Raw genomic sequence first — 24,907 nt, 5'->3', positions numbered from 1 at the left:
GGGAGGCGCATGGCCGCACCCGTGCCGGTCCTGACGATGAACGGGATCGGCAAACAGTTTCCCGGGGTCAAGGCCCTGGACGGCGTGGACCTGCGGCTGCTGCCCGGCGAGGTGCACGCGCTCATGGGCGAGAACGGCGCGGGCAAGTCCACCCTGATCAAGGTGCTCACCGGCGTGCATCCCGCCGACTCGGGCACGATCGAGCTGGGCGGCCGGCCCGTCGCCTTCGCCGGCCCGGGCGAGGCGCAACAGGGCGGCATCAGCACGGTCTACCAGGAGGTCAACCTCTGCCCGAACCTGTCGGTGGCCGAGAACATCTTCATCGGCCGCGAGCCGCGCAGGTTCGGGCGCATCGACTGGAAACGCGTACGGGCCAGGGCCGGCGAGCTGCTGACCAGGCTGGACCTGAGCATCGACGTCTCGGCGCCGCTGTCGGCGTACTCGCCGGCGGTGCAGCAGATGGTGGCGATCGCGCGGGCGGTCGACATCGAGGCACGGGTGCTGATCCTGGACGAGCCCACCTCCAGCCTGGACGCCGACGAGGTGCGGCAGCTCTTCCGGGTGATGCGGCGGCTCAAGGAGGAAGGCATCGCTATCCTCTTCGTCTCCCACTTTCTCGACCAGATCTACGAAATTTCGGACCGTATGACGATCCTGCGCAACGGACGGCTCGTCGGCGAGTACCTGACCCGCGAGCTGCCCCAGATCGAGCTGGTCGGCAAGATGATCGGCCAGGAGCTGGCCGCCCTCGAACGCCTGCACGGCGAGGCCAAGGTCTTCGACCGCCCGCTGGTCGAGGCGCGCGGACTGGGCCGGGCCGGGGCCGTCGAGCCGTTCTCGCTCACCATCCACGAGGGCGAGGTCGTGGGCCTGGCCGGGCTGCTCGGCTCGGGGCGCACCGAGGTCGCGCGGCTGCTGTTCGGGGCCGACCACGCCGGCGGCGGCGAGCTGGCCGTCGGCGGCGCGCCCGTCGCGCTGCGCACCCCGCGCGCGGCGATGAACCACAAGATCGCCTTCTGCTCGGAGAACCGCAAGGAGGACGGCCTGATCCCCGACCTCACCGTGCGCGAGAACATCATCCTGGCGCTCCAGGCCACCCGGGGCTGGACCAGGCCCGTGCCCCGCGAGCAGCAGGACGAGCTGGTCGGCCGGTACGTCAAGGCCCTGCGGATCAGCCCGCCCAACCCCGAGCACCTGGTCCGGAACCTGAGCGGCGGCAACCAGCAGAAGGTGCTGCTGGCGCGCTGGCTCATCCTGGAGCCCCGGCTGCTCATCCTCGACGAGCCCACCCGGGGCATCGACGTCGGGGCCAAGACCGAGATCCAGCGCCTGGTCGCCGAGCTGTCGGACGGCGGCATGGCGGTGCTGTTCATCTCCGCCGAACTGGAGGAGGTGCTGCGGCTCAGCCACAAGGTCGGGGTGCTGCGCGACCGGCGGCTGGTGGCCGAGCTGCCCAACGACGACGCCCTGACCACGGACGTGCTGATGGAGACGATCGCGAGCGGAGGGCGGGCCTGATGCGGCGGCTGCTGTGGCCGGTGGCGGTGCTCGCGCTGCTGCTGGCCCTGAACGTGTTCTTCACCCCCAGCTTCTTCTCCGTCCAGGTCCGGGACGGCCACCTGTACGGCAGCCTGATCGACATCCTGCGCTTCGGCGCGCCGCTGATCCTGGTCTCGCTCGGCATGACGCTGGTCATCGCGACCGGCGGCATCGACCTGTCGGTGGGCTCGGTGGTGGCGATCTCGGGCGCGCTGGCCTGCCTGCGGATCAGCGAGGACGCCGGCGTGCTCGCCGCCGTGGCGCCGGCGCTCGCGCTGTGCCTGGTGCTCGGCGCCTGGAACGGGTTCCTGGTCGCGCAGGCGGGCATCCAGCCGATCATCGCCACGCTGATCCTCATGGTGGCCGGGCGCGGCCTGGCCCAGCTCATCACCGACGGGCAGATCATCACGGTCAACAGCCCGGCGTACAAGCTGATCGGCGGCGGGTATCTGCTGGCGGTGCCGTTCGGGGTGCTGCTGGTGCTGGCGGTGCTGGCCGTCACCGCGTTCCTGACCCGGCGGCTGGCACTGGGCCTGCTGATCGAGTCGGTCGGCGGGAACGGCGAGGCCAGCAGGCTCGCGGGCATCAGGTCGCGGGGGATCATCATCATGGTCTACGCCTTCGCCGCCCTGTGCGCGGGCATCGCCGGGCTCATGATCAGCTCGAACGTCTCCAGCGCCGACGGCAACAACGCCGGCCTGTGGATCGAGCTGGACGCCATCCTGGCCGTGGTGATCGGCGGCACCTCGCTGGCCGGCGGGCGCTTCTCACTGGGCGGGACCGTGCTCGGCGCGCTCATCATCCAGACGCTGACCACGACGATCTACTCCATCGGCGTGCCGCCCGAGACGACCCTGTTGTTCAAGGCGCTGGTCGTGACGGCGGTCTGCCTGGTGCAGTCGCCGTCGTTCCGCGCGAAGGCGTTGCGCCGGCGCGTCCGGAGCGCGCCGGCCGGCTCGGCCCCCGAGGAGAAAGTGCGGGTGACCCTGTGACGACCATGACCGTGGGCCGGGTCGCGTTGCCGGCCCGGTACCTGCCCGTTCTCGTGACGGCGTGCCTGTTCGTGGCGATGTTCGTCGTGGGCGGCGTCCGGTACGAGGGGTTCGCCGGCGGGCAGGTGGTGCTCAACGTCTTCATCGACAACGCGTTCCTGCTGGTGGTGGCGGTGGGGACGACGTTCGTGATCCTGACCGGGGGCATCGACCTGTCGGTGGGGTCGGTGGTGGCGTTGTCCACGATGATCTCGGCGTCGCTGATGTCGGGGCCGGGGTGGCCGCCGTACGTGGTGGTGCCGCTGGTGCTGGCCGTCGGGGCCGGGCTCGGGCTGGTGATGGGGTACATCGTGCACGCCTTCGACATCCAGCCGTTCGTCGTGACGCTGGCCGGGATGTTCCTGGCCCGGGGGCTGTGCTACACGATCGGCACGGAATCCATCCCGATCGAGGACCCGACGTTCACGGCGTTCGCGCAGACCAGGATCGACCTGGTCGCCGGTCTGTGGATCTCGCCGAGCGTGCTCGTCGCGGTGGCGGTGGTGCTGGTGGCGGCGTACGTGCTGCACTACACCCGGCTCGGCCGGGCCGTGTACGCGACGGGCGGCAACGAGCAGTCGGCGCTGCTCATGGGACTGCCGGTGGGACGGACGAAGATCACGGTCTACACGGTGAGCGGCCTGTGCTCGGCGCTCGGCGGCGTGCTGCTGTCGTTCTACATGCTCTCCGGCTACGGCCTGCACGCCGTGGGCATGGAGCTGGACGCCATCGCCGCCGTGGTGATCGGCGGCACGCTGCTCACGGGCGGCAGCGGCTTCCTGCTCGGCACGGTGCTCGGCGTGCTGGTGCTCGGTCTGATCCAGACGATCATCAGCTTCGAGGGCACGCTCAGCTCCTGGTGGACCAAGATCTTCATCGGTCTGCTGCTCTTCGTCTTCATCGTCCTGCAACGGCTCTTCAGTGCGCGCTCAAGGCGCTGACCTGCGAGGAGGCTGCCGCGAAAGTTACCTAAAGGTTTCCGTGAGGTTAGGTCCAACCGTTGACAGAGTCTTTGTTAGCGATAACAATCAGCGGGAACGAAGCGCGCGAACTTTGTTCTGATTCGGCATGTTCTGTGACTGAATCCTGTGCTCGATCGGCAGTTAACGCTCACATCCGCTGCCGCAACCCCCATTGCAAGGAGTGCCACATGAGGTTGGGACGTATCGGGGGCGTGGTGTCCGCCATCGCGCTCGCCGCGACCATGACGGCCTGCGGCTCCAGCCAGAAGACGGTCGACGCCGACGCCTCCACGTCGGCCGCCGCCGGCGGCGCGGGCGCCCTGATCGGCGTCACGATGCCCACCAAGTCGTCCGAGCGGTGGATCCACGACGGCGACAACGTCAAGCAGCAGCTCGAACAGCTGGGCTACAAGGTCGACCTCCAGTACGCGGAGAACGACATCCCGACGCAGGCCAACCAGATCGAGAACCAGATCACCAAGGGCGCCAAGCTCCTGATCATCGCCTCGATCGACGGCACCGCGATCACCTCGCAGCTCCAGCAGGCCGCCGACGCCAAGATCCCGGTCATCTCCTACGACCGCCTGATCCGCAACAGCCCGAACGTCGACTACTACGCCACCTTCGACAACTTCAAGGTGGGCGTGCAGCAGGCGACCTCGCTGCTCAAGGGCCTCGGCGTGGACGACGGCAAGAAGGGCCCCTTCAACGTCGAGCTGTTCGGCGGCTCGCCCGACGACAACAACGCCACCTTCTTCTGGAACGGCGCCCTGTCGGTGCTCCAGCCGAAGATCGACGACGGCACCCTGGTGATCAAGAGCGGCCAGAAGGACTTCAAGACCGCCGCCATCCTGCGCTGGGACCCGGCCACGGCCCAGAAGCGCATGGAGGACATCCTCACCAAGACCTACACCGGCGGCACCAAGGTGGACGGCGTGCTGTCCCCGTACGACGGCCTGTCCATCGGCATCCTGTCGGCGCTCAAGAGCTCCGGCTACGGCACCAGCGGCCAGCCCTACCCCGTCGTGACCGGCCAGGACGCCGAGCTCGCCTCGGTCAAGTCGATCATCGCCGGTGAGCAGTACTCCACCATCTTCAAGGACACCCGCAAGCTCGCCGAGCAGACGGTGAAGATGGCCGACGCGGTTCTCAAGGGCGGCAAGCCCGAGGTGAACAACGACAAGGACTACGACAACGGCAACAAGGTCGTCCCCTCCTACCTGCTCGACCCGGTGATCGTGGACAAGAGCAACTACAAGGAGATCATCGTCGGCGGCAACTACTACACCGAGGACCAGCTCAAGTAAGGGCCCGCCCCGGGGGACGGCGGTCCCCCGGGGGCACTTCCCACACCTGAGCGAGGGGCATATGACCGAGCACATCTTGCGGATGAGCGGGATCACCAAGACGTTCCCCGGTGTCAAGGCGCTGCAGGACGTCAACCTGGCCGTCCGGCGCGGCGAGATCCACGCCATCTGCGGCGAGAACGGCGCCGGCAAGTCGACGCTGATGAAGGTGCTGTCCGGGGTCTACCCGCACGGCGACTACGACGGCGAGATCACCTTCGAGGGCGCGCGCTGCGAGTTCGCCGGCATCCGCGACAGCGAGCACGCCGGGATCGTCATCATCCACCAGGAGCTGGCGCTCAGCCCGCAGCTGTCGATCGCCGAGAACATCTTCCTCGGCAACGAGCGCGCCAGGCGCGGCTTCATCGACTGGAACCGCACCAACTACGAGGCCGCCGAGCTGATGCGCCGCGTCGGCCTGAACGAGAACCCGACCACGACGGTCTCCGACCTCGGCGTCGGCAAGCAGCAGCTCGTCGAGATCGCCAAGGCGCTGTCGAAGGAGGTGCGGCTGCTCATCCTCGACGAGCCGACCGCCGCGCTCAACGACGACGACTCGGCCCACCTGCTCGACCTGCTGCGCGGGCTGCGGGACGAGGGCATCACCTGCGTGATCATCTCCCACAAGCTCAACGAGGTGACCGCGATCGCCGACTCCGTCACGATCATCCGCGACGGCCGCACGATCGAGACCCTGGACATGGCCACCGACCACGTCACCGAGGACCGGATCATCTCCGGCATGGTCGGCCGCGCGCTGGACAACCGCTTCCCGCCGCACGAGTCGACGATCGGCGAGGAGGTCCTGCGGATCGAGGACTGGACGGTCCACAGCCCCAGCCAGCCCGGCAGGAAGGTCGTGGACGGCGCCTCCCTCACCCTGCGCAGGGGCGAGATCGTCGGCCTGGCCGGCCTGATGGGCGCCGGGCGCACCGAGCTGGCGATGAGCCTGTTCGGCCGCACGTACGGCGTGCACATCTCCGGCAAGGTCTTCAAGGACGGCAAGCCGATCGAGATCCGCAACGTGCAGGACGCGATCCACCACGGCCTGGCCTACGCCACCGAGGACCGCAAGCGGTACGGCCTGAACCTCATCGAGGACATCAAGCGCAACATCAGCGCGGCCGGGCTCAAGGGCCTGGCCCGGCGCGGCTGGGTGAACGAGAACGAGGAGTACAAGGTCGCCGAGGAGTTCCACCGGAGCATGAACATCAAGGCGCCCAGCGTCAACAGCGTCGTCGGCAAGCTGAGCGGCGGCAACCAGCAGAAGGTCGTGCTGTCCAAGTGGATCCTGACGCAGCCCGACGTGCTCATCCTCGACGAGCCCACCCGCGGCATCGACGTCGGCGCCAAGTACGAGATCTACACGATCATCAACCGCCTCGCCGACCAGGGCAAGGCCGTGCTGGTGATCTCCAGTGAGTTGCCTGAGCTGCTCGGCCTGTGCGACCGCATCTACACGCTCTCCGAAGGTCGCGTCACCGGCGAGGTCCCCCGCCGGGAGGCCACCCAGGAAAGCCTCATGCATCTCATGACCAAGGGACAGGAGTAGCCCCGATGAGCAGCATCACGCCCGCCGACGTGCAGGTCGGCGCGGGAAGCGACGGGGGAGCGCCGCGGCGGCCCGGCCGGGTGTCGCTGGGCGGCCTGTCGCTGAACCTGCGTTCGAGCGGCATCTACATCGCCTTCGCGCTGATCATCGTGCTGTTCTCGGTGCTCACCGACGGCGCGTTGCTCCAGCCGCAGAACATCTCCAACATCATCGTCCAGAACTCCTACGTCCTGATCCTCGCGATCGGGATGATCCTGGTCATCATCGCCGGGCACATCGACCTGTCGGTCGGCTCGGTGGTGGCGGTCACCGGAGCGCTGGCCGCCGTGCTCATGGTGAACATGGGCCTGCCGTGGCCGCTGGCCCTGCTGATCACGGTCGCCGCCGGCGCGCTCATCGGGGCCTGGCAGGGGTACTGGATCGCCTACTTCGGCATCCCGGCCTTCATCGTCACGCTGGCCGGCATGCTGCTGTTCCGCGCGCTGACCATGACCGTCCTGGGCAACCAGGGCATCGGCCCGTTCCCCGACCAGGTCCGCACGCTGGCCAACGGCTTCACCGACGGCTACCTCGGCAACGTGGGCCTCGGCCCGCTGGGCGGCGCCGACCTGTTCAGCCTGCTCATCGGCCTGGTCGCGATCGGCGGCATGGTCGCCGCGCAGTGGCGCACCCGCAACGCCCGCAGGGGCTACGGCCAGTCGGTCGAGCCGATGGCCGTGTTCGCGCTGAAGATGGCGGCCGGCGCCGCGCTGATCCTGTTCCTGGTCGTGCAGCTCGCCCGCTTCAAGAACCTGCCGTGGGTGCTGGTGCTGCTGGCCGTGCTGGTGCTGGCGTACTCGCTGATGGCCAACCGCACGGTCTTCGGCCGGCAGATCTACGCCATCGGCGGCAACCTCCAGGCGGCGGTCATGTCCGGCGTCAAGGTCAAGTCGGTGGTCTTCTGGATCTTCGTCAACATGGGCGTGCTGGCCTCCATCGCCGGCATCATCTTCGCCGGCCGGCTCAACCAGGCGGGCCCGACCGCCGGTAACAGCTTCGAGCTGGACGCCATCGCGGCGGCCTTCATCGGCGGCGCGGCCGTCCAGGGCGGTGTCGGCAAGGTCGTCGGCGCGATCACCGGCGGTCTGATCATGGCTGTCATCAACAACGGCATGTCGCTCATCGGCTCGCCCAGTGAGCGCGTGATGCTCGTCAAGGGCGCCGTCCTGCTGGCCGCCGTCGCGTTCGACGTGTGGACCAAGCGCCGGGCGGGCGCCTCCCGCTGACCGCCGCAGGTCCAGGCAGCCCCGCGAAAGGAGAACCCGTGCTACCGAGCCCCAGGCCGCGTCCGCCGGTCATGGCCGACGTGGCCAAGGAGGCCGGCGTGTCGCACCAGACGGTCTCGCGGGTGCTCAACGGCCACCCGAACGTCCGGGCCGACACCCGCGCCCGGGTCGAGGAGGCCATCACCCGCCTGGGCTACCGGCGCAACCTGGTCGCCCGCGCGCTGGTCACCAAGCGGTCGCGGACCCTCGGGGTGGTGAGCTTCGACACCACCCTGTACGGCCCGGCCAGCATGGTCTTCGGCATCGAACAGGCGGCCAGGACCGCGGGGTACTTCGTCAGCATCGTCAGCCTGAAGTCGATCGACGCGGCCGGCGTCCGCGACGCGCTCGACTACCTGGCCGAGCAGAGCGTGGACGGGGTGGTGGTGGTCGCGCCGCAGCGCTCGGCCGCCTCCGCCCTGGACAGCCTGCCCGCCGGGGTGCCCGCGGTCGTCGTCGAGGGCGCGCACGGCGCCGACGTCTCCGCGGTCTGCATCGACCAGGTCGAGGGCGCCAGGCTGGCCACCCGGCACCTGCTCGACCTCGGCCACGAGACGGTCTGGCACGTCACCGGGCCGGCCGACTGGCTGGAGACCGAGGGCCGGGTCGAGGGCTGGCGTTCGGCGCTGGAGCAGGCCGGCCGCCCGGTGCCCGAGCCGCTGGCCGGCGACTGGAGCCCGCGCGCCGGGTACGAGGCCGGCAAGAGGCTGGCCCGCATGGACGGGGTCACCGCGGTGTTCGCCGCCAACGACCAGATGGCGCTGGGCGTGCTGCGCGCGCTCAGCGAGGCCGGGGTGCCCGTCCCCGGCCGGATCAGTGTCGTGGGCTTCGACGACATCCCCGAGTCCGAGTTCTTCTCGCCACCGCTCACCACGGTCCGGCAGGACTTCGACGTGGTGGGCCGCCACTGCATCGAGGTGCTGCTGCGGCAGATCGACGCCGGGCCGGCGGCGTACGAGCGCATGGTGGTGCGTCCCAGCTTCGTCGTCAGGTCCAGCACCGCGCCGGCCGCCGCTCCGGCGTGGTAACCGGCAGGCGAACAGACAACTTCCTGGAGTGCAATGTGAACGCTAACAAGTTCGTGGTCGGAGTGGACTTCGGCACGCTGTCGGGGCGCGCGGTCGTCGTCCGCGTGGCTGACGGCGCCGAGCTGGGCAGCGCCGTCCACGAGTACGCCGAGCGCGTCATCGAGCACACGCTGCCCGGTACCGGCGTGCGCCTCGGCCCCGACTGGGCGCTGCAGTCCCCGCGGGACTGGCTGGACGTGCTGCGCGTGGCCGTGCCCGAGGCCCTGGCCGCCGCCGGGGTCGCCGCCGAGGACGTGATCGGTATCGGCACCGACTTCACCGCCTGCACCGTGCTGCCGACCACGGCCGACGGCACGCCCCTGTGCTTCGAGACGCCCGAGCAGCCGCACGCCTGGCCGAAGTTGTGGAAGCACCACGCCGCCCAGCCGCACGCCGACCGGATCAACGAGCTGGCCGCGACCCGGGGCGAGAGCTGGCTGCCGCGCTACGGCGGCAAGATCTCCTCCGAGTGGGAGTTCGCCAAGGCCCTCCAGGTCCTGGAGGAGGCCCCCGAGGTGTACGCCAGGGCCGAGCGCTGGATCGAGGCGGCCGACTGGATCATCTGGCAGCTTTCCGGCGTCGAGAGCCGCAACATCTGCACGGCCGGCTACAAGGGCGTCTTCCAGGACGGGAGCTACCCCTCCGAGGACTTCCTCGCCGCCCTGAACCCCGGCTTCTCCGGCTTCGCCGGCAAACTGGCCACCGGTGTGGTCGGCGACGACGTCAACGGCACCACCCTGGCCCCCCTCGGCGGCCTCGCCGGCGTCCTGACCGCGCGGGCGGCCGCGTGGACCGGCCTGCCCGAGGGCATCGCCGTGGCCGTCGGCAACGTGGACGCCCACGTCACCGCCGCCGCCGCGGACGCCGTGCGCCCCGGCCAGATGGTGGCCATCATGGGCACCTCCACCTGCCACATCATGCCCAGCGACCGGCTGGCCGAGGTGCCCGGCATGTGCGGCGTCGTCCGGGACGGCATCGTGCCCGGCCTGTGGGGCTATGAGGCCGGCCAGTCCGCCGTCGGCGACATCTTCGCCTGGTACGTCGACTCCTTCGGCACCGACGGCCACGAGCGCCTGACCGAGCTGGCCGAGCGCCAGGCCGTCGGCGCGCACGGGCTGGTCGCGCTCGACTGGTTCGGCGGCAACCGCTCGGTGCTGGTCGACCACGACCTGTCCGGCGTGATCGTCGGCCAGACCCTCGCCACCAGGCCCGAGGACGTCTACCGCGCGCTCATCGAGTCCACCGCGTACGGCGCCCGCATGATCGTCGAGACGTTCGAGAAGTCGGGCGTGCCCGTCGAGGAGTTCGTGGTCGCCGGCGGGCTGCTGAAGAACCGCTTCCTCATGCAGGTCTACGCCGACGTGCTGCGCCGCCCGCTGTCGGTCATCGGCTCCGACCAGGGCCCGGCGCTCGGCTCGGCGATCCACGCCGCCGTCGCCGCCGGGGCCTACCCGGGCATCGAGGAGGCCGCGGCGGCCATGGGCAAGCGCACGCGGGCGGCGTACGTGCCCGACGAGGCCCGCGCCGACGCCTACGACCGCCTGTACGCCCAGTACCGCGAACTGCACGACCACTTCGGGGACGGACGCATGCTCCACACGCTCCGCACGATCAGGAACGAGGCCGCCCAGTGAGAACCACCATCGCCAGGCTTCATGCGGAGCTGGTCCGGTACGGCCTGGTCGTCTGGACGGCGGGGAACGTCTCGGGCCGCATCCCGGGGGAGGACCTGTTCGTCATCAAGCCGTCCGGGGTCTCCTACGACGAGCTGACCCCCGAGAACATGGTCGTGTGCGACCTCGACGGCAACCTCGTCGAGGGCGCCCACGCACCCTCCAGCGACACCGCCGCGCACGCCTACGTCTACCGCAAGATGCCCGAGGTCGGCGGCGTCGTGCACACCCACTCGACCTACGCCTCGGCGTGGGCCGCGCGCGGCGAGCCCATCCCGTGCGTGCTGACGGCGATGGCCGACGAGTTCGGCGGCGAGATCCCGGTCGGCCCGTTCGCGCTGATCGGGGACGACTCCATCGGCCAGGGCATCGTCGAGACGCTCGCGGGCCACCGCTCGCCGGCCGTCCTCATGCAGAACCACGGCGTCTTCACCATCGGCAAGGACCCCAAGGCCGCCGTCAAGGCCGCCGTGATGTGCGAGGACGTCGCCCGCACCGTCCACGTGTCCAGGCAGCTCGGCACGCCGCTGCCCATCGGCCCGGCCCACGTCGACCGCCTGTACGACCGCTATCAGAACGTCTACGGACAGAGGAGCCCGCGTTGAACATCTGGTTTCTGACCGGCAGCCAGGGACTGTACGGCGAGGACACGCTGCGCCAGGTGGCCGAGCAGTCGCGGCGCATCGCCGAGCAGCTTCCCGTGCCCGTGCAGTGGAAGCCCGTGCTGACCGACGCCACGGCGATCAGGCGCGTCATGCTGGAGGCCAACGCGGACGACGAGTGCGCCGGCGTCATCGCCTGGATGCACACCTTCTCCCCGGCCAAGATGTGGATCGCCGGCCTCGACGCGCTGCGCAAGCCGCTGCTGCACCTGCACACGCAGGCCAACGTCGAGCTGCCGTGGAGCTCGATCGACATGGACTTCATGAACCTCAACCAGGCCGCGCACGGCGACCGCGAGTTCGGGTTCGTGCAGACCCGGCTCGGCGTGCCGCGCAAGACCGTCGCCGGGCACGTCAGCGACCCGGCGGTCGGCGCGCGCATCGAGGCGTGGGCGCGCGCGGCCAGGGGCGTGGCCGAGGTGCGGGCGCTCAAGCTGGCCCGTTTCGGCGACAACATGCGCGACGTGGCCGTGACCGAGGGAGACAAGGTCGAGGCGCAGCTCCGGTTCGGCGTCTCGGTCAACACCTACGGCGTCAACGACCTGGTCGAGGCCGTGGACGCGGCCTCCGACGCCGACGTGTCCGCGCTGGTCAAGGAGTACGCCGAGCTGTACCGGGTGGCCCCCGAGCTGCTCGGCGAACGCAACGAGTCCCTGCGGTACGCCGCCAGGATCGAGCTCGGCCTGCGCGGCTTCCTCGAGAGCGGCGGCTTCCGGGCCTTCACCACCAACTTCGAGGACCTCGGCGGCCTGCGTCAGCTCCCCGGCCTGGCCGTGCAGCGCCTGATGGCCGACGGCTACGGCTTCGGCGGCGAGGGCGACTGGAAGACCTCGGTCCTGCTGCGCACCCTCAAGTCGATGACGCCCGGCGGGACGTCGTTCATGGAGGACTACACCTACGACCTGACGCCCGGCAACGAGCTCATCCTCGGCGCGCACATGCTGGAGGTCTGCCCGTCCATCGCCGCCGGGACGCCGTCGTGCGAGATCCATCCGCTGGGCATCGGCGGGCGGGAGGACCCGGTGCGGCTGGTGTTCGACGCCGCGCCCGGCCCCGGCGTCGTCGTCGGCCTGGCCGACATGGGCGACCGGTTCCGCCTGGTGGCCAACGAGATCGACGTCGTCGCGCCGCCGGAGCCGCTGCCCAGGCTGCCCGTGGCCCGCGCCGTCTGGTCGCCGCGGCCGAACCTGCGCACCTCCACCGAGTCGTGGCTGACCGCCGGCGCGCCGCACCACACCGTGCTGTCCACCGCCGTCGGACGCGAGGAGCTCACCGACCTGGCCGACATGCTCGGCGTCGAGCTGCTGGTGATCGACAAGGACACCACGACGGCGCAGTTCGTCAAGGAGATGCGCTGGAACCAGGCGTACTACCGCCTGGCCCAGGGCTTCTAGTCCGTTCCTAGTCCTCCGGCGGCTTCTTCGGGGCGTTCCTGCGCTGCTCCTCGGCGCGTTCGCGGCAGCGGCGCAGGAACTCCTCGTCGTCGTCGGGGTTGGTGGCGGCGAAGCGCCCCGGGCGGTCGTACTCGGGGAAGGCGCTCGGGCGCGCGGCCGCCTGCGGGGCACGTTCCGGGCGGCCCGCCACGAGCCAGATGACCGAGCCGACCAGTGGGAACAGCAGGACCACGAGCACCCATACGATCTTGGGCAGGTTCCTGCAGACCGCGTCCGGCGTGGTGATCACGTCGAAGAGGCAGTAGAGCCACAGCACGAGGGTGGCCAGGCCCATGGCCTCGGACAGATACAGCACGGGGCCGAACGTAGTGACAGGCGGGAACATCGGCAAGCGAATTCGGATGAATAGGGTGAAGCCGTGATGTTGACCAACTGGGCGGGCAACACCGCCTTCCGGGCGCGAGCCGTTCACCGTCCCGCCGGCCTCGACGAGCTGCGCGGCCTGGTGGCCGCCGGCGACCGGGTGCGGGCGCTGGGCAGCGGTCATTCCTTCAACGACGTCGCCGACACCACCGGCGACCTCGTCGTGCTCGACCGCATGCCCGCGACGATCGAGATCGACAGCGCGGCGCGCAAGGTCCGGGTCGCGGCCGGCACCACGTACGCGCGGCTGGCCCAGGCGCTGCACGCGGCCGGGTTCGCGCTGGAGAACCTGGCCTCGCTCCCGCACATCTCGGTCGGCGGCTCGGTCGCCACCGCCACGCACGGCTCCGGCGACGCCAACCGCTGCCTGGCCGCCGCCGTGTCCGGGCTGGAGCTGGTCACCGCCGACGGCTCGCTGCTGTCGCTGTCACGCGGGGACGACGACTTCGCCGGGGCGGTCGTCGCGCTGGGCGCGCTCGGCGTCGTCAGCACGCTGACGCTCGACCTCGTACCGGCCTTCGAGCTGCGCCAGTACGTCCGCGAGGGCCTGACGCCCGACGCCCTCGACGGATTCGACGACATCATGGCCAACGGCTACAGCGTCAGCCTGTTCACCGACTGGCGCGACACCCGGGTCTGGCTGAAGCGCCGCGAGGAGTTCACCGACGACTCCTGGTACGGCACCCGTCCCGCTCCCGGGCCCCGCCACCCGCTGGCCGGCATGCCCGCCGACGCCTGCACCACGCAGCTCGGCGTGCCGGGCCCCTGGCACGAGCGGCTGCCGCACTTCCGCCCCGACGCCCCGCCGAGCGGCGCCGGCGACGAGCTCCAGTCGGAGTTCCTGCTGCCCCGGGCGCACGCGGTCGAGGCGCTGCGCGAGCTGTACGCCGTCGGCGACCGCGTCCGGCCGGCCCTGCGGGTCTCGGAGGTGCGCACGATCGCCGCCGACGACCTGTGGCTCAGCCCCTTCCGTGACCGCGACAGCGTGGGCGTGCACTTCACCTGGGTCAGGGATGTCGCCACCGTGCTCCCGGCGCTCGACATGGTCGAGCGGACGCTCGCCCCCTTCGAGCCGCTGCCGCACTGGGGCAAGCTGTCCACCCGCCGGCCCGCCTGCCCCGACGACTTCCGCGAGCTGGTCCGGCGGCTGGACCCGGCGGGCAAGTTCGCCAACGACTTCGTCCGGCTACTGCTGGGGGAGTAGCGGCCCGTGCCGGGCATGCACCCGCCGTCGTAGCGGGTCACCGGTCCGGCGGACGATGTGCCCGCCGGCCCGGCGCGGCATCGTGGAGCGCATGACCGATCACCCGTTCAGATTCGGCGCCGTCGCCGGTTACGCGCTCAACGCCGAGGCATGGACCGGGCTGGCCCGCAGGGTCGAGAGCCTGGGCTTCGCCACCCTGCTCGTGCCCGACACGCTCGGGACGCTGTCGCCGTTCGCCGCCGCGGCCACGGCCGCCGCCGTCACCACGACGTTGCGCGTCGGCACGTACGTGGTCAGCGCCCCGTACCGGACGCCCGAGACCGTCGCCTGGGAGACCGCCACCCTGCACACCCTCACCGGCGGACGCTTCGAGCTGGGGCTGGGCGCCGGCCGTCCCGGCGCCGAGCAGGACGCGGCGGCGCTCGGCGTGCCGTTCGGCACCCCGGCCGAACGCGTGGAACGCCTGGCCGCGACGATCGACGCGGTCAAGGACGTGCCGATCCTGGTCGCCGCGACCGGCGCCCGCGTGCTCGGGCTGGCCGCGCGCAAGGCCGACACGGTGGCGCTCGGCGTGCCGCCGCAGCACACCGAGGACCAGGTCGCGGCCAAGCTGGACGAGCTGTACGAGCTGGCCGGCGACCGCTTCCACGACCTGGAGCTCGGCATGAACCTGGTGGCCGCGGGCAGCGAGCCGCCCGCCTGGCTGGCCGGCCGCTTCGGCCCGCTCGGCCCCGACGCCACCGGCCTGCTCACCGGCACCCCCGACGAGATGGCCGAGACCCTCCGGCGGCGCAGGGACCGCCTCGGCGTTTCGTACGTCACGGTGAACGCCCAGTTCATCGACGCTTTCGCGCCCGTCGTCGAACGCCTGGCCGGTACCTGACGCAACCTGACAGGTATGACCGGCACGATGGCCCCATGACCGCAAAGGGAACCTTCGACACCGCCGGCTGGGACGCCAAGCCGTCCTTCGACGACCGCGACGGCGTCACGCTCGGCCTCGTCAGCATGACCAAGACCTTCCACGGCGACCTGACCGGGACGAGCGTCGTCCACCTGATGGTGACCTCGACCCCGGTCGAGGACTCGCGCGCGTACGTGGCGCTCGAACGCGTCGAGGGCACCCTGGAGGGCCGGAAGGGCAGTTTCGTCGTGGCGCACCAGGCGATGAGCGACCGTGGGGAGCAGTCGCTCACCGTCACGGTCGTCCCCGATTCGGGCACCGGCGAACTGACCGGCCTCAGGGGAGGGATGACCATCACCATCGCCCCGGACGGCTCGCATTCCTACACGATGGACTACGAGCTGCGGGCGGAAGAATGACCCGGGACGAACGCCCGGGCGGATGAGGGGTGGAGCTATGGGGATTCGAACCCCAGACCTCCTCCATGCCATGGAGGCGCGCTACCAACTGCGCCATAGCCCCTTGCTGCGATCACAAGTGTATAGGACTTCGGGACCGGCGAAACACATGCGCGTACCAGGCATACGCACAGTCAAATCTTGCTACTCTCCGTGCCATGTCCAGCGTGCAGGCCGTCCCGTTGACCGCGCGGTGCGCGAAGATCCTCGCCGCTCATGAGCATGCCGTCGTCGAGGTCAGCGCGTTCGACGGGTTCTTCACCCTTCGGGCCATCCGCAGTCTGCTGGAGTGGGCGACCCGCACGTTCACCGGCGTCCACGTGCTCGTGCCGGGCGTCGAGCTGGCCGGCACGCTGGTCGCGCGCGGGGTGCCGTCCGGGGCGGCGCTGATCAAGGCGCGGTCGGCGGCCAACAACACGCGCAACCGGGTGATCCGGGTGCTCGAAGGCATGGGCGCGGCCAACGCCACCGTCTTCGACTGCGGCGAGCTGACCGGCAACCGCGCCTACCGGCGGTCCCGGCGGGAGCTGGAACGGCTGGCCGCCAAGGACGCGTCGTTCCGCGAGCGGTGCGTGGCGGCGGTGCTGCCGGTCGTCGGCGGCCAGGAGCTCACCCCCGAGCAGGCCGCGAACGCGCTGCCCTTCCTGCTGGCCTGGCTGCCGCTGGTGATGAACAGCCCGGCGATCCTGCGCACGGGCTCGTCGGTGTTCTGCCATCCGGAGCCCAGGCCGATGGTGGGGGAGCTCTACGCGGGCGCGCTGCCCGTCTCGCGCTCGCCCCACCAGGGCTTCGTGTCCTCCCGGCTGGCCCCCGACCCCGCCTGATCCCGCCGGGTGGTCAGCCGACCGAGCCGGCCTTGTCGATCAGGGTGACCAGCTCGGTGACCATCGGGTCCTCCGACGCCTGTGCCAGGCGCCCGGCGTGCTCGCGCAGGGTCGGCAGGTCCAGGCCGAACGCCTTCCTGTCCCGCAGGTAGACCGCGAAGGCGGCGACCACCACGTCCACCTGCAGCCTGACCGGCGTCTTGGTCCAGATGGAGTCGTTCAGGTCGTCGGCGCGCAGCGACTTGCCGGCCTCGGCGGCCTCGCGGGTGTCGGGGTCCTGCCAGCGCACCGTCGCCTGGGCGAGCTGGCCCCGGGCGCCCGGCTTGAGGCGGAGGGCGTACAGGGCGGTGACCGAGTGGCCGGGGCCGATCTCGCCGCCGTCGCGGCTGTCGTCACGGAACTCCTCGGCCGACAACGTGCGGTTCTCGTACCCGATGAGCTGGTAGGTCTCCACGACCGAGGGGTTGAAGACGACCTGCGCCTTGGCGTCGCGCGCGCGTACCTCGATGTTGGCCGGGAGCTGGGTGGTGAAGACCTTGTCGGCCTCCTGCTCGGAGTCCACGTAGACGGCCATGCCGTCGCCGTTGTCGGCGAGCTGCTCCATCAGCTCGTCGCCGTAGTCGCGGCCGACGCCGACGGTGAGCAGCGTGACCTGCTTGCCCGCGTACTCCTTGACCTGCTCCACGATGGTCCGCCACTCGGTCTCCCCCTGGTTGGCCAGGCCGTCGGAGAGCAGGATGACCCGGTTCGTGGCGGCGGGCCGGAACGCCTGGGACGCCTCCCGGTACCCGGTCAGGACGCCGCTCTGCAGGTTCGTGCCGCCGGCGGTGTCCAGCTCGTCCACCGCCGCGTGGAGCTGGCTCCGGGCGGTGAGCGGCGTCATGGAGGCCAGCACCTCCGCCTCGTCGCTGAAGGCCACCAGCGACACCTGGTCGCCGGGCGCGAGCTGGTCGAGCAGCTTGTGCAGGGACGACTTGACCAGGTCGAGGCGGCCGGTCTCGGCCATCGAGCCGGAGACGTCGACCACGAACGTGAGGTTGGCCGGGCGGCGCGCGGCGGCGTCGGACGCGCGGGTCTGCAGGCCCACGCGGAGCACGGCCTCGTCGCGGCCGGGCAGCCGCGCGCCGTCCACGTGCACGGCGAAGCCGTCGTCGGTGGGCTGCGCGTAGTCCTGCCGGAAGGCGTTGACCCACTCCTCGGGGCGGATCTCGCCGGGCGCCGGCCAGCGTCCTTCCTGGAGCGTACGGCGGGCGTAGCCGTACGAGGCGGTGTCCACGTCCAGGGCGAAGGTGGAGATCTGCGCCTTGGTCGTGTCCTGCTCGGGTTCCTGGGCGCCGGTCGCGGACGCGCTCGGCGCGGGCCGACGCTGCGCGTCCGACAGCGGGGCCCGCGCCGCGCTGCCGGACGATCCGCCGGAGCCGCCGCACGCGGCGAGTCCGAGGAGCGCGGCGAGCCCGACGCTGATGGCTAAGGGACGAATGGCTAAGGGACGAAATCTCATCGCAACCACCTCCGCGTCCTATGACGGGGATTCGGGTGGCAGCGGCCGGGCCGGAGACGCAAGCGAGTACAAACCGCGATCGTCGCGTGATCATTTGTGACGAACAGGGATCAATGAGGTGGCATGCGCGGGCGGTCGCGCCGGGCCTGGGAAGGCCGCCGTCGCCCGGCCGTTATCACCGGTGCGGCCGTCGCCCGGTCGTCATCACCAGTGAAGCAGGAGCAGCTCGGCGGAGAAGCCGGGGCCCAGCGCGATCAGCACGGCGGGGCGCCCGGGATGGCCGCGCGTCTCCTGGAGCACGTGCAGCACCGAGACCGACGACAGGTTCCCGTACGTCCGCAGCGACCGCCAGGTCACGTCCAAAGCCTTGGGGTCGAGGTCGAGGCTGTCCACGATCTTCTCGATGACCTTGGGGCCGCCGGGGTGGCAGATCCATGTCGGCACCTGGTCGGGGGTCAGGCCGTAGTCGGCCAGGAAGCCCCGGATGTCGTCGGCCAGCACCTGGTCCACGAAGTCGGTGAGGTCGGCGTCGAGCACGATGTGGAAGCCGTGGTCGCCCACCTCCCATCCCATCAGGTGCTCGGTGTCGGGGTAGAGCCTGCTGCGGGTGGCGACCACCTCGGGGCCCTTGCCGCGTCCGGTGCCCACGACGGCCGCCGCGCCGTCCCCGAACAGGCCGCTGGCGATCAGGTTCGCGATCGAGGTGTCGTCGCGCTGGATGGTCAGCGAGCACAGCTCCACGCAGACCAGCACGGCGGCCTGGTCGGGCCAGCCGCGCAGGTAGTCGTACAGGCGCGACAGGCCCGAGGCCCCGGCCGCGCAGCCGAGGCCGAACACGGGCACCCGCTTGACGTCGCCGCGCAACCCGAGGCGCTGGGCCAGCCGGGCGTCCAGGGAGGGGGTGGCCAGGCCGGTGGTCGAGCAGAACAGCAGGTGGTCGACCTTCCCCGGCGGCACGTCGGCCTTTTCGAGGGCGCCCCTCACGGCCTGTTCGCCCAGGTCGAGGGCGATCTCGATGAACAGGGCGTTGGCCCGGGCGAAGGAGTCGAGCTTGGTGTAGCCGTCCAGCGGGAGCGCGAGGTTTCGGCCCACGACGCCGGTGGCCGCGTGGAAGTGCCGCAGCAGCTCCTCGTCGCAGTCCGTCAGACGGGAGAACGCTTCGGTGATCTCCGCCTGCTCGTAGCGGTGATCGGGGAAAACGGTCTCTACCCCCGAAATATGCATATATCACTCCTGCCGCAGGGAGGGGGGCGCTAACCTGCTGGCACCGGATATGGGCGGTTAATATGCGGATGTGCCGTTTCCGTCCACCGTCCGTCCGCTCCCGTCGCCCGCCCGTCTGCCCACGGTCGCCGTGCTGGCCTTCGACGGGATGGCGCCGTTCGAGCTCGGGTGCGTCGTGGAGTTCTTCGGGCTGCCCCGGCCCGAGCTGGACGTGCCCTGGTACGACCTCAAGGTGTGCGCCGAGACGCCCGAGCCGCTGCGCGTGGTCGGCGGGTTCACCATGCAGGCCGCGCACGGGCTCGACGTCCTGGCCGGGGCCGGGACGGTGATCGTGCCCGGCGTGGCGGACGTCCGGGGCGAGGTCTCCGGCGAGCTGGTCGAGGCGCTGCGCCTGGCCCACGGCCGGGGCGCCCGGATGGTCTCGATCTGCTCCGGCGCGTTCGCGCTGGCCGCCGCCGGCCTCCTGGACGGCCGCGAGGCCACCACCCACTGGCGCTACGCCGACCTGCTCCAGCGTCGCCACCCCGCCGTCCGCGTCAACCCCTCGGTCCTGTACGTGGACGACGGCGACGTGCTGACCAGCGCGGGCAGCGCGGCCGGCCTCGACCTGCTGGTCCACCTGGTACGCACCGACCACGGCCCGAACGTGGCCAACGCGGTCGCCCGCCGCCTGGTCGTCCCGCCGCACCGGGAGGGCGGTCAGGCCCAGTTCATCGAGGCCGCCGTCACGCCCGTCACGGACGACGGCGGCGTGGCCAGGGCGATGGGATGGGCGCTGGAACACCTGGCCGAGCCGATCGGCGTGGCGGACCTGGCCGGGGTGGCACACATGTCGCAACGCTCGTTCATCAGGCATTTCAAGCGGCAGACCGGGACCAGCCCGCTGCGGTGGGTGATCTCGCAGCGGGTGGCGGCGAGCCTGTCGATGCTGGAGTCGACGGCGGCGCCGGTGGAGGAGATCGGGGCGGCGGTCGGGTTCGAGAGCCCGGCGACGTTCCGGCACCACTTCACGCGGGCCATGCGCACCTCGCCCTCCGCCTACCGCCGCACCTTCGGCCCCTCACCTGGCAGGTCCGCCGCCGTCAGCGGGTGACGGGCGGGTTGAAGCGGTGGAGGCCCGGCGCGGTCCACCCCGCGCCGACCGTGCCGTCCACCTCCGTGTACGCGGTCAGCTCGAACCGCACCGACCGCTGCTCCGCGCTCCAGTCCACCTCCGCCCGCCCGGTCAGGTGGAGGGTGCGGCCGCGTTCCCAGTCGACGAACAGCAGCCCGGCGGCGGGGTCCAGCTCCAGGTTGCCGAGCGTCATGTACATCGAGTTGCCGGTGTAGTCGGGGAACTCCAGCGATCCCGGCCCGGTGACCCGGACGAACCCCGGGTTGCCGCCTCGGTGCGAGACGTCGGCGCCCAGGCCCTCGGCGCGGGTGGCGATGAAGAACGTGTCGGCGGCGCCGATCCACTCGGCGTGGTGCGGCGCGAACGCCGTCCCGCCGCCGACGACCTCGGGGAGGCCCGGCGCGGCGGTGGGCTCGCGGGTCTGGATGTACTTGGGGCAGTTGGAGTACACCTGCTCCGTCCAGATCACCAGCCCGTCCCCTGCCTGTACGGCGGTGCCGTTCACGCGCATCCGGCGCCGGGTGTGCGGCTCGATGGCCAGCAGCCCGATGTCGCGTTCCGCCGTGAACAGGTCCCGCAGGGGCGCCGAGGGCAGCGCCCGGACGGTGATCGTGCGGTCGGCGTCGGCGTCGGCGAACCCGGGCGGGCCGGTCAGCACGTCGGCCCACACCCGGCCGAGGTCGTCGGCCGCGCCCGCCACCAGCAGGTGCTGGGCCCGCAGGAACGCGGCGGCCACCTCGGGGATCTCCGGACGGGTGCGCGAGCTGCCGAACGCGCCCGGCGTCCGCACCCCGGCCCGCGCCTGGACGGCGATCTCCCCTGGATGTCTCATTTAGAAGAATCCGCAGGTCGGGGCGCCGGCACTGGGGGCGGGACGGTCACCGGCGGCGCCGGGTGCGGAGATCTCCAGCCGGATGCCGTCGGGGTCCTCGAAGAACACGCCGCCTGAGGTGGCGCCTTCGCCGTGGGGGACCACGCCGCCGTGGTGCAGCGTCGCGCCGATCTCCCGCACGACCTGCTCGGCCCTGCGCACCGCGGCGAGGTCCTCGACCTGGAAGGACAGGTGGTGCAGGCCGGGCAGGGCGGTGGGGAAGCGGCCGTCGCTCTGCTGCCAGAGCGTCACCACGAGCTTGCCGTCCTGGGCGAGGAGGGCGTAGCGGCGGCCGTCCTCCTGGGACTCGCTCGCGACGGTGAAGCCGAAGACGCGGCCGTAGAACTCCTTGGACCTGTCGAGGTCGGTGACATTGAGCCCGACGTGCCCGGTCTGGAATGACATACGACTCTCCTCGTCTAACGCCTGCGCGGCTGTTTTGCCGTTAGAAAACAATATAACGGCAAAACCGGCTCAGTGGCGTTAGATGAGGCTATTTCTTGTGCTCCCGGTAGTGGCGGGCCGCCCGCGCGCGGTTGCCGCAGGCCGGCGAGCACCACTCCTGGCGCGCGTGCTCCTTGACGAAATAGAGCACGCAGCGCGGAGCTCCGCAGGTGCGCAGCAGGGTGTGGTCGGGCCCGGCCAGGAACTCCACGGTCGCGACGGCCAGCCGCCCCCGCAGGCGCGTGGACGGGTTCGCCTTCACGGCCGGGACCAGGGTCAGCGACGGCTCGCCGGTCCACGACAGCTGCGGAGCGGTGGGGGCGGCCAGGGCGGTCGCGTTCACCAGGGCCAGCGACTCGGCGAAGCCGGGCAGGCGGCCGGCGTCCGCGACGCTCGGCGGGTCGGGGGCGATCGCCCTGGCCAGGAGTGCCCTGACGGCCTGGCGCAGCCGTACGGTCTGCTCGCGCAGCTCCTCCGTGGCGGTGAAGTCGGGCGGGACGCCCAGGTCGGCCGCGTGCTCGCGGACCCATTCGGTCATCGCACCGGCGTCGCGCAGCCGGTCGACGGGGCCCGAGCGGTCGGCCCTGACCGTACCGGCGAACTCCATGGTCAGGATGGTGGACATGCCTCCAATCTAACGCCGGCCGGCGCCTTTTTCCGTTAGTAAAAAAATGCTCATTCGGAAAGATTGCTTACTCCGCAAAAGTGCGTACTCTGAAAGAGTGAGCGGACTGAGGGAACGGAAGAAGCAGGCGACCCGCGAGGCGCTGATGGACGCGGCGCTCCGGCTGGCGTTGGAGCGCGGGCTGGAGAACGTCCGGGTGGAGGACGTCGCCGACCTGGTCGGCGTGTCGCCACGCACGTTCAACAACTACTTCTCCAGCAAGTACGAGGCCCTCGCCGCCCGCCACACCGACCGCGTCCGGCGGACGGTGGCCGTGCTGCGCGCCCGTCCGGCGGCCGAGCCGCTGTGGGAGGCGCTGGTCGCGGCGGTCGCCGAGCCGTGGGAGCAGGCCATGGCCAGCCCCGCGCCGCCCGACGGCGACCGGCTGGCCCTCACCCGCCTGCTGGCCGGCGAGCCCGCCTTGCGCGCCGAGGCGCTCAAGGCCCAGTTCGCGGCCGACGGCGAGCTGGCCGCGGCCGTGGCCGAGCGCACGGGCGCCGACGCGCGCCGCGACCTCTACCCGCACCTGGTGGCGGCCACGGTGAGCGCCGCCGTGCAGGTCGCCGTCGGCCACTGGCTGCGCTCCGATCCGCCCGTCCCGCTGGTGCCGCTGCTGCGCGAGGCCCTGGGCTGCCTGGCCGCCGGACTGCCCGCCCCCTGCCCCTCGCCTGAAGGAGAGACCTCGTGACCCGACAAGAGCTCACGACCGTCGACGTCGTCGTCGCCGGCGGCGGCCCCAACGGCCTGATGCTGGCCTGCGAGCTCGGCCTGGCCGGAGTGCGGCCCGTCGTGCTCGAACGCCTGCCCGTCCGCAGCGACCAGCCCAAGGCCAACGGCATCATCGGCCAGGTCGTCGGCCTGCTGCACCAGCGCGGCCTCACCACGGCGCCCGCGCCCGTGCCCGCGTTCGTCTTCGGCGCCATGCCGCTCCACCTGGCCGGGCTCGACGGCAATCCGCTGCGCGCCCTCGGCGTCCGGCAGCCCGAGCTGGAGGAGCTGTTCGAGCGGCGGGCCGTCGAGCTGGACGCGGAGATCCGGCGCGGCCACGAGCTGACCGGTTTCGAGCAGGACGGCGAGGGCGTCACGCTCTCGGTGTCGGGCCCCGAAGGCCCCTACGAGCTGCGTACGCGCTACCTGGTGGGCTGCGACGGCGCCCACAGCCTGGTCAGGAAGCGGTCCGGCATCGGCTTCCCGGGGGTGCGCGCGGCCGACGTCGTGAGCCGTACGGCCCACGTCACCGTGCCGGGAGCGGTCGTGAGCCCCGGCACGGTCGAGATGGACGTGCCCGGCCACGGCACGTTCGTGCTCTACACCTGGCACCGGACCGAGCGCGGCGCGTACGCGATGTTGCCCGCGGGGCCGGGCGTGCTCTCGGTCACCTCGATGGAGTGGGGCGGCGAGATCCCCGGCGACGACGAGCCGATGACCATCGGCGAGCTGCGCGCGAGCCTGGCCCGCGTGCTCGGGGCTGACCTCCCGCTCGGCCCGCCCACCGGCGAGGGCCCCCACCTGCTCAGGCGCCTGAACGGCCGCGAGACCCGGGTGGCCGACCGCTACCGGGCGGGCCGCGTCTTCGTGGCGGGCGACGCCGCCCACGTGCACTCCGCCATGGGCGCTCCCGGCCTCAACCTCGGCCTCCAGGACGCCGCCAACCTGGCCTGGAAGCTGGCCGCCGAGCTCCAGGGCTGGGCGCCGGCCGGGCTGCTCGACACCTACGACGCCGAGCGCAGGCCCGCCGCCGAGCGGGTGGCCATGCACTCCAGCGCCCAGCTCGCCCTGGCCGCGCCGGGCCCGGACGTGACGGCCCTGCGCGAGCTGTTCGCCGAGCTGCTGGGCGACGACGCCAACCGGCGGCGCTTCGCCGCGCTCCTGGCGGGCTCCGACCTGCCCTACCCGACGCCCGGCGACGGGCATCCGCTGGCCGGCCGGTTCCTGGCCGACCTGCCGCCGGAGCCCGCCTCCCGGGCCCGGCCGCTGCTGCTCGACCGCACCGGCGAGCTGCGCGTACGCCACGAGCGGGTCGAGACGGTCACCGTGCCGTCGTGCCCGGCAGAGGCCGTGCTGGTGCGCCCCGACGGCTACGTGGCCTGGGCCGGCACGCCGGACGAGACGCTGACGCGGGCGCTAGAGACGTGGTTCGGCAAGGGTGTCGAGATGACGGCGTAGGCAGCGGCGCATCAGCGCGGGCGTCATCCGCTCGGGGTGCAGCACGCCCTCGACCGTGAGCCCGTCGATCAGCGCGCACAGCCGTTCGGTCTCCACCTCGGCGTCGCCCAGGCCGCCGTGCGCGGCGATGCCCTCGACGATGCGGCCGACCAGCCGGCGCATGCCGTCGTACGCCTCGCGGGCCAGGGGACGCAGCTCGGGCCGGGTGCGCGCGGCCGTCGTGAAGGCCAGCCAGACGGCCGCCTCCTCCAGGCGCGGCTCGTCCAGCGGCAGCAGCTCCGACAACATCAGCTCGACCCGCTCGGCCCGCTCCTCGCCGTCCTGCGCGGCGAGCAGCGGGCCGACGCGTTCCTCCAGGCGCGCGCCGACCCGCTCGATCGAGGCGCGCATCGCGAAGGTCATCAGCTCGGTGTGCCCGGCGAAGTAGTGGCGCACCGAGCCGATGGCCAGCCCGGCCTCCTCCGCCACGTTGCGCAGCGACGCCTGCTCGAACCCGGCGCGGCGCACGACCCGGAACACGGCGTCGGCCACCTCGTCGCGGCGGGCCTCGGGATCGACGACTTTCGGCATGTTGTCCTTT

24 protein-coding genes and 1 tRNA gene are annotated in these 24,907 nt (G+C 71.5%); 17 read left to right on the top strand and 8 right to left on the bottom strand.

The annotated features are described in order from the left end of the window. Nucleotides 1–9 precede the first annotated feature (9 nt). From AB0J97_RS20620 to araA, 10 genes are all read left to right on the top strand, one after another. Nucleotides 10–1,518, top strand: a complete 1,509-nt coding sequence (locus AB0J97_RS20620; protein WP_364090934.1) for a sugar ABC transporter ATP-binding protein — start codon at nt 10–12, stop codon at nt 1,516–1,518. Continuing rightward, the gene (locus AB0J97_RS20615) at nt 1,518–2,531 is read left to right on the top strand and encodes an ABC transporter permease (protein WP_364090931.1); all 1,014 of its coding nucleotides are present in this window, start codon (nt 1,518–1,520) and stop codon (nt 2,529–2,531) included. The genes AB0J97_RS20620 and AB0J97_RS20615 overlap by 1 nt, the downstream gene beginning before the upstream one ends. A 5-nt stretch (nt 2,532–2,536) precedes the next feature. Then, nucleotides 2,537–3,511 carry a galactofuranose ABC transporter, permease protein YjfF gene (yjfF, locus tag AB0J97_RS20610; RefSeq protein ID WP_357698951.1) on the top strand — a complete coding sequence of 325 codons (975 nt, stop codon included), beginning with the start codon at nt 2,537–2,539 and terminating at the stop codon, nt 3,509–3,511. A gap of 209 nt (nt 3,512–3,720) precedes the next feature. Beyond that, nucleotides 3,721–4,839 (top strand): multiple monosaccharide ABC transporter substrate-binding protein, encoded by a 1,119-nt coding sequence (chvE, locus tag AB0J97_RS20605; RefSeq protein ID WP_357698812.1) that lies wholly within the window; start codon nt 3,721–3,723, stop codon nt 4,837–4,839. Between the two features lie 61 nt (nt 4,840–4,900). Continuing rightward, nucleotides 4,901–6,430: a multiple monosaccharide ABC transporter ATP-binding protein gene (mmsA, locus tag AB0J97_RS20600; RefSeq protein WP_364090927.1), complete on the top strand. Its 1,530-nt coding sequence runs from the start codon at nt 4,901–4,903 to the stop codon at nt 6,428–6,430. 5 nt (nt 6,431–6,435) lie between these two features. Beyond that, the gene (gene mmsB, locus AB0J97_RS20595; protein WP_357698806.1) at nt 6,436–7,695 is read left to right on the top strand and encodes a multiple monosaccharide ABC transporter permease; all 1,260 of its coding nucleotides are present in this window, start codon (nt 6,436–6,438) and stop codon (nt 7,693–7,695) included. 71 nt (nt 7,696–7,766) lie between these two features. Further along, nucleotides 7,767–8,762 (top strand): LacI family DNA-binding transcriptional regulator, encoded by a 996-nt coding sequence (locus tag AB0J97_RS20590; protein ID WP_357698949.1) that lies wholly within the window; start codon nt 7,767–7,769, stop codon nt 8,760–8,762. Between the two features lie 53 nt (nt 8,763–8,815). Further along, nucleotides 8,816–10,435: a ribulokinase gene (gene araB / locus AB0J97_RS20585; protein WP_364091058.1), complete on the top strand. Its 1,620-nt coding sequence runs from the start codon at nt 8,816–8,818 to the stop codon at nt 10,433–10,435. Next, entirely contained in the window at nt 10,432–11,079 is a 648-nt protein-coding gene (locus AB0J97_RS20580; RefSeq protein WP_364090924.1) for an L-ribulose-5-phosphate 4-epimerase, read from the top strand. The genes araB and AB0J97_RS20580 overlap by 4 nt, the downstream gene beginning before the upstream one ends. Continuing rightward, nucleotides 11,076–12,530, top strand: coding sequence for an L-arabinose isomerase (araA, locus tag AB0J97_RS20575; RefSeq protein ID WP_364090922.1), 1,455 nt, complete (start codon nt 11,076–11,078; stop codon nt 12,528–12,530). The genes AB0J97_RS20580 and araA overlap by 4 nt, the downstream gene beginning before the upstream one ends. Before the next feature lie 7 nt (nt 12,531–12,537). On the opposite strand, the gene AB0J97_RS20570 is transcribed toward araA, so the two are convergent. Then, a complete protein-coding gene (locus AB0J97_RS20570) occupies nt 12,538–12,885 on the bottom strand; it encodes a PLDc N-terminal domain-containing protein (protein ID WP_364090919.1) in 348 nt (115 codons plus the stop codon). Nucleotides 12,886–12,951: 66 nt separating this feature from the next. Between AB0J97_RS20570 and AB0J97_RS20565 the strand changes: the two genes are divergently transcribed. From AB0J97_RS20565 to AB0J97_RS20555, 3 genes are all read left to right on the top strand, one after another. Beyond that, the gene (locus AB0J97_RS20565) at nt 12,952–14,157 is read left to right on the top strand and encodes an FAD-binding protein (protein WP_364091055.1); all 1,206 of its coding nucleotides are present in this window, start codon (nt 12,952–12,954) and stop codon (nt 14,155–14,157) included. Between the two features lie 91 nt (nt 14,158–14,248). Beyond that, nucleotides 14,249–15,040 carry an LLM class flavin-dependent oxidoreductase gene (locus tag AB0J97_RS20560; RefSeq protein ID WP_364090916.1) on the top strand — a complete coding sequence of 264 codons (792 nt, stop codon included), beginning with the start codon at nt 14,249–14,251 and terminating at the stop codon, nt 15,038–15,040. A gap of 35 nt (nt 15,041–15,075) precedes the next feature. Continuing rightward, nucleotides 15,076–15,480 carry a DUF3224 domain-containing protein gene (locus AB0J97_RS20555; RefSeq protein WP_357698792.1) on the top strand — a complete coding sequence of 135 codons (405 nt, stop codon included), beginning with the start codon at nt 15,076–15,078 and terminating at the stop codon, nt 15,478–15,480. A gap of 30 nt (nt 15,481–15,510) precedes the next feature. Here the strand turns inward: AB0J97_RS20555 and AB0J97_RS20550 are convergent. Next, a tRNA-Ala gene (locus AB0J97_RS20550) sits at nt 15,511–15,583 on the bottom strand. 94 nt (nt 15,584–15,677) lie between these two features. Between AB0J97_RS20550 and AB0J97_RS20545 the strand changes: the two genes are divergently transcribed. Next, the gene (locus AB0J97_RS20545; protein ID WP_364090912.1) at nt 15,678–16,343 is read left to right on the top strand and encodes a tRNA-dependent cyclodipeptide synthase; all 666 of its coding nucleotides are present in this window, start codon (nt 15,678–15,680) and stop codon (nt 16,341–16,343) included. Between the two features lie 13 nt (nt 16,344–16,356). Here the strand turns inward: AB0J97_RS20545 and AB0J97_RS20540 are convergent, their stop codons facing one another. After that, on the bottom strand, nt 16,357–17,844 hold the full coding sequence (locus tag AB0J97_RS20540; protein ID WP_364090910.1) for a von Willebrand factor type A domain-containing protein: 1,488 nt from the start codon (nt 17,842–17,844) through the stop codon (nt 16,357–16,359). A gap of 204 nt (nt 17,845–18,048) precedes the next feature. Next, nucleotides 18,049–19,068, bottom strand: coding sequence for a 3-oxoacyl-[acyl-carrier-protein] synthase III C-terminal domain-containing protein (locus tag AB0J97_RS20535; protein ID WP_357698785.1), 1,020 nt, complete (start codon nt 19,066–19,068; stop codon nt 18,049–18,051). 70 nt (nt 19,069–19,138) lie between these two features. Between AB0J97_RS20535 and AB0J97_RS20530 the strand changes: the two genes are divergently transcribed. After that, complete coding sequence (locus tag AB0J97_RS20530; protein WP_364090906.1) at nt 19,139–20,161, top strand: helix-turn-helix domain-containing protein; 1,023 nt, start codon at nt 19,139–19,141, stop codon at nt 20,159–20,161. Here the strand turns inward: AB0J97_RS20530 and AB0J97_RS20525 are convergent. The 3 genes from AB0J97_RS20525 to AB0J97_RS20515 all read right to left on the bottom strand — a co-directional run bounded on the left by AB0J97_RS20525 (nt 20,151) and on the right by AB0J97_RS20515 (nt 22,122). Beyond that, on the bottom strand, nt 20,151–21,014 hold the full coding sequence (locus tag AB0J97_RS20525) for a pyridoxamine 5'-phosphate oxidase family protein (protein WP_364090903.1): 864 nt from the start codon (nt 21,012–21,014) through the stop codon (nt 20,151–20,153). The genes AB0J97_RS20530 and AB0J97_RS20525 overlap by 11 nt on opposite strands. Beyond that, nucleotides 21,015–21,458: a VOC family protein gene (locus AB0J97_RS20520; protein ID WP_364090900.1), complete on the bottom strand. Its 444-nt coding sequence runs from the start codon at nt 21,456–21,458 to the stop codon at nt 21,015–21,017. Between the two features lie 88 nt (nt 21,459–21,546). Continuing rightward, nucleotides 21,547–22,122, bottom strand: a complete 576-nt coding sequence (locus AB0J97_RS20515; RefSeq protein WP_364090897.1) for an ABATE domain-containing protein — start codon at nt 22,120–22,122, stop codon at nt 21,547–21,549. A 97-nt stretch (nt 22,123–22,219) separates the two neighbouring features. Here AB0J97_RS20515 and AB0J97_RS20510 point away from each other — a divergent pair, with 97 nt between their 5' ends. After that, on the top strand, nt 22,220–22,849 hold the full coding sequence (locus AB0J97_RS20510; RefSeq protein ID WP_364090894.1) for a TetR family transcriptional regulator: 630 nt from the start codon (nt 22,220–22,222) through the stop codon (nt 22,847–22,849). Beyond that, nucleotides 22,846–24,327 carry an FAD-dependent monooxygenase gene (locus AB0J97_RS20505; RefSeq protein WP_364090891.1) on the top strand — a complete coding sequence of 494 codons (1,482 nt, stop codon included), beginning with the start codon at nt 22,846–22,848 and terminating at the stop codon, nt 24,325–24,327. Before AB0J97_RS20510 ends, AB0J97_RS20505 begins: the two co-directional genes overlap by 4 nt. Here AB0J97_RS20505 and AB0J97_RS20500 read toward each other — a convergent pair. Then, complete coding sequence (locus tag AB0J97_RS20500; RefSeq protein WP_364090888.1) at nt 24,286–24,897, bottom strand: TetR family transcriptional regulator C-terminal domain-containing protein; 612 nt, start codon at nt 24,895–24,897, stop codon at nt 24,286–24,288. The genes AB0J97_RS20505 and AB0J97_RS20500 overlap by 42 nt on opposite strands. Nucleotides 24,898–24,907: the final 10 nt, after the last annotated feature.

The sequence above is a fragment of the Nonomuraea sp. NPDC049607 genome (assembly GCF_040675375.1).
Taxonomy (GTDB): domain Bacteria; phylum Actinomycetota; class Actinomycetes; order Streptosporangiales; family Streptosporangiaceae; genus Nonomuraea.
This window is presented reverse-complemented; position numbering and strand designations above follow the sequence as displayed.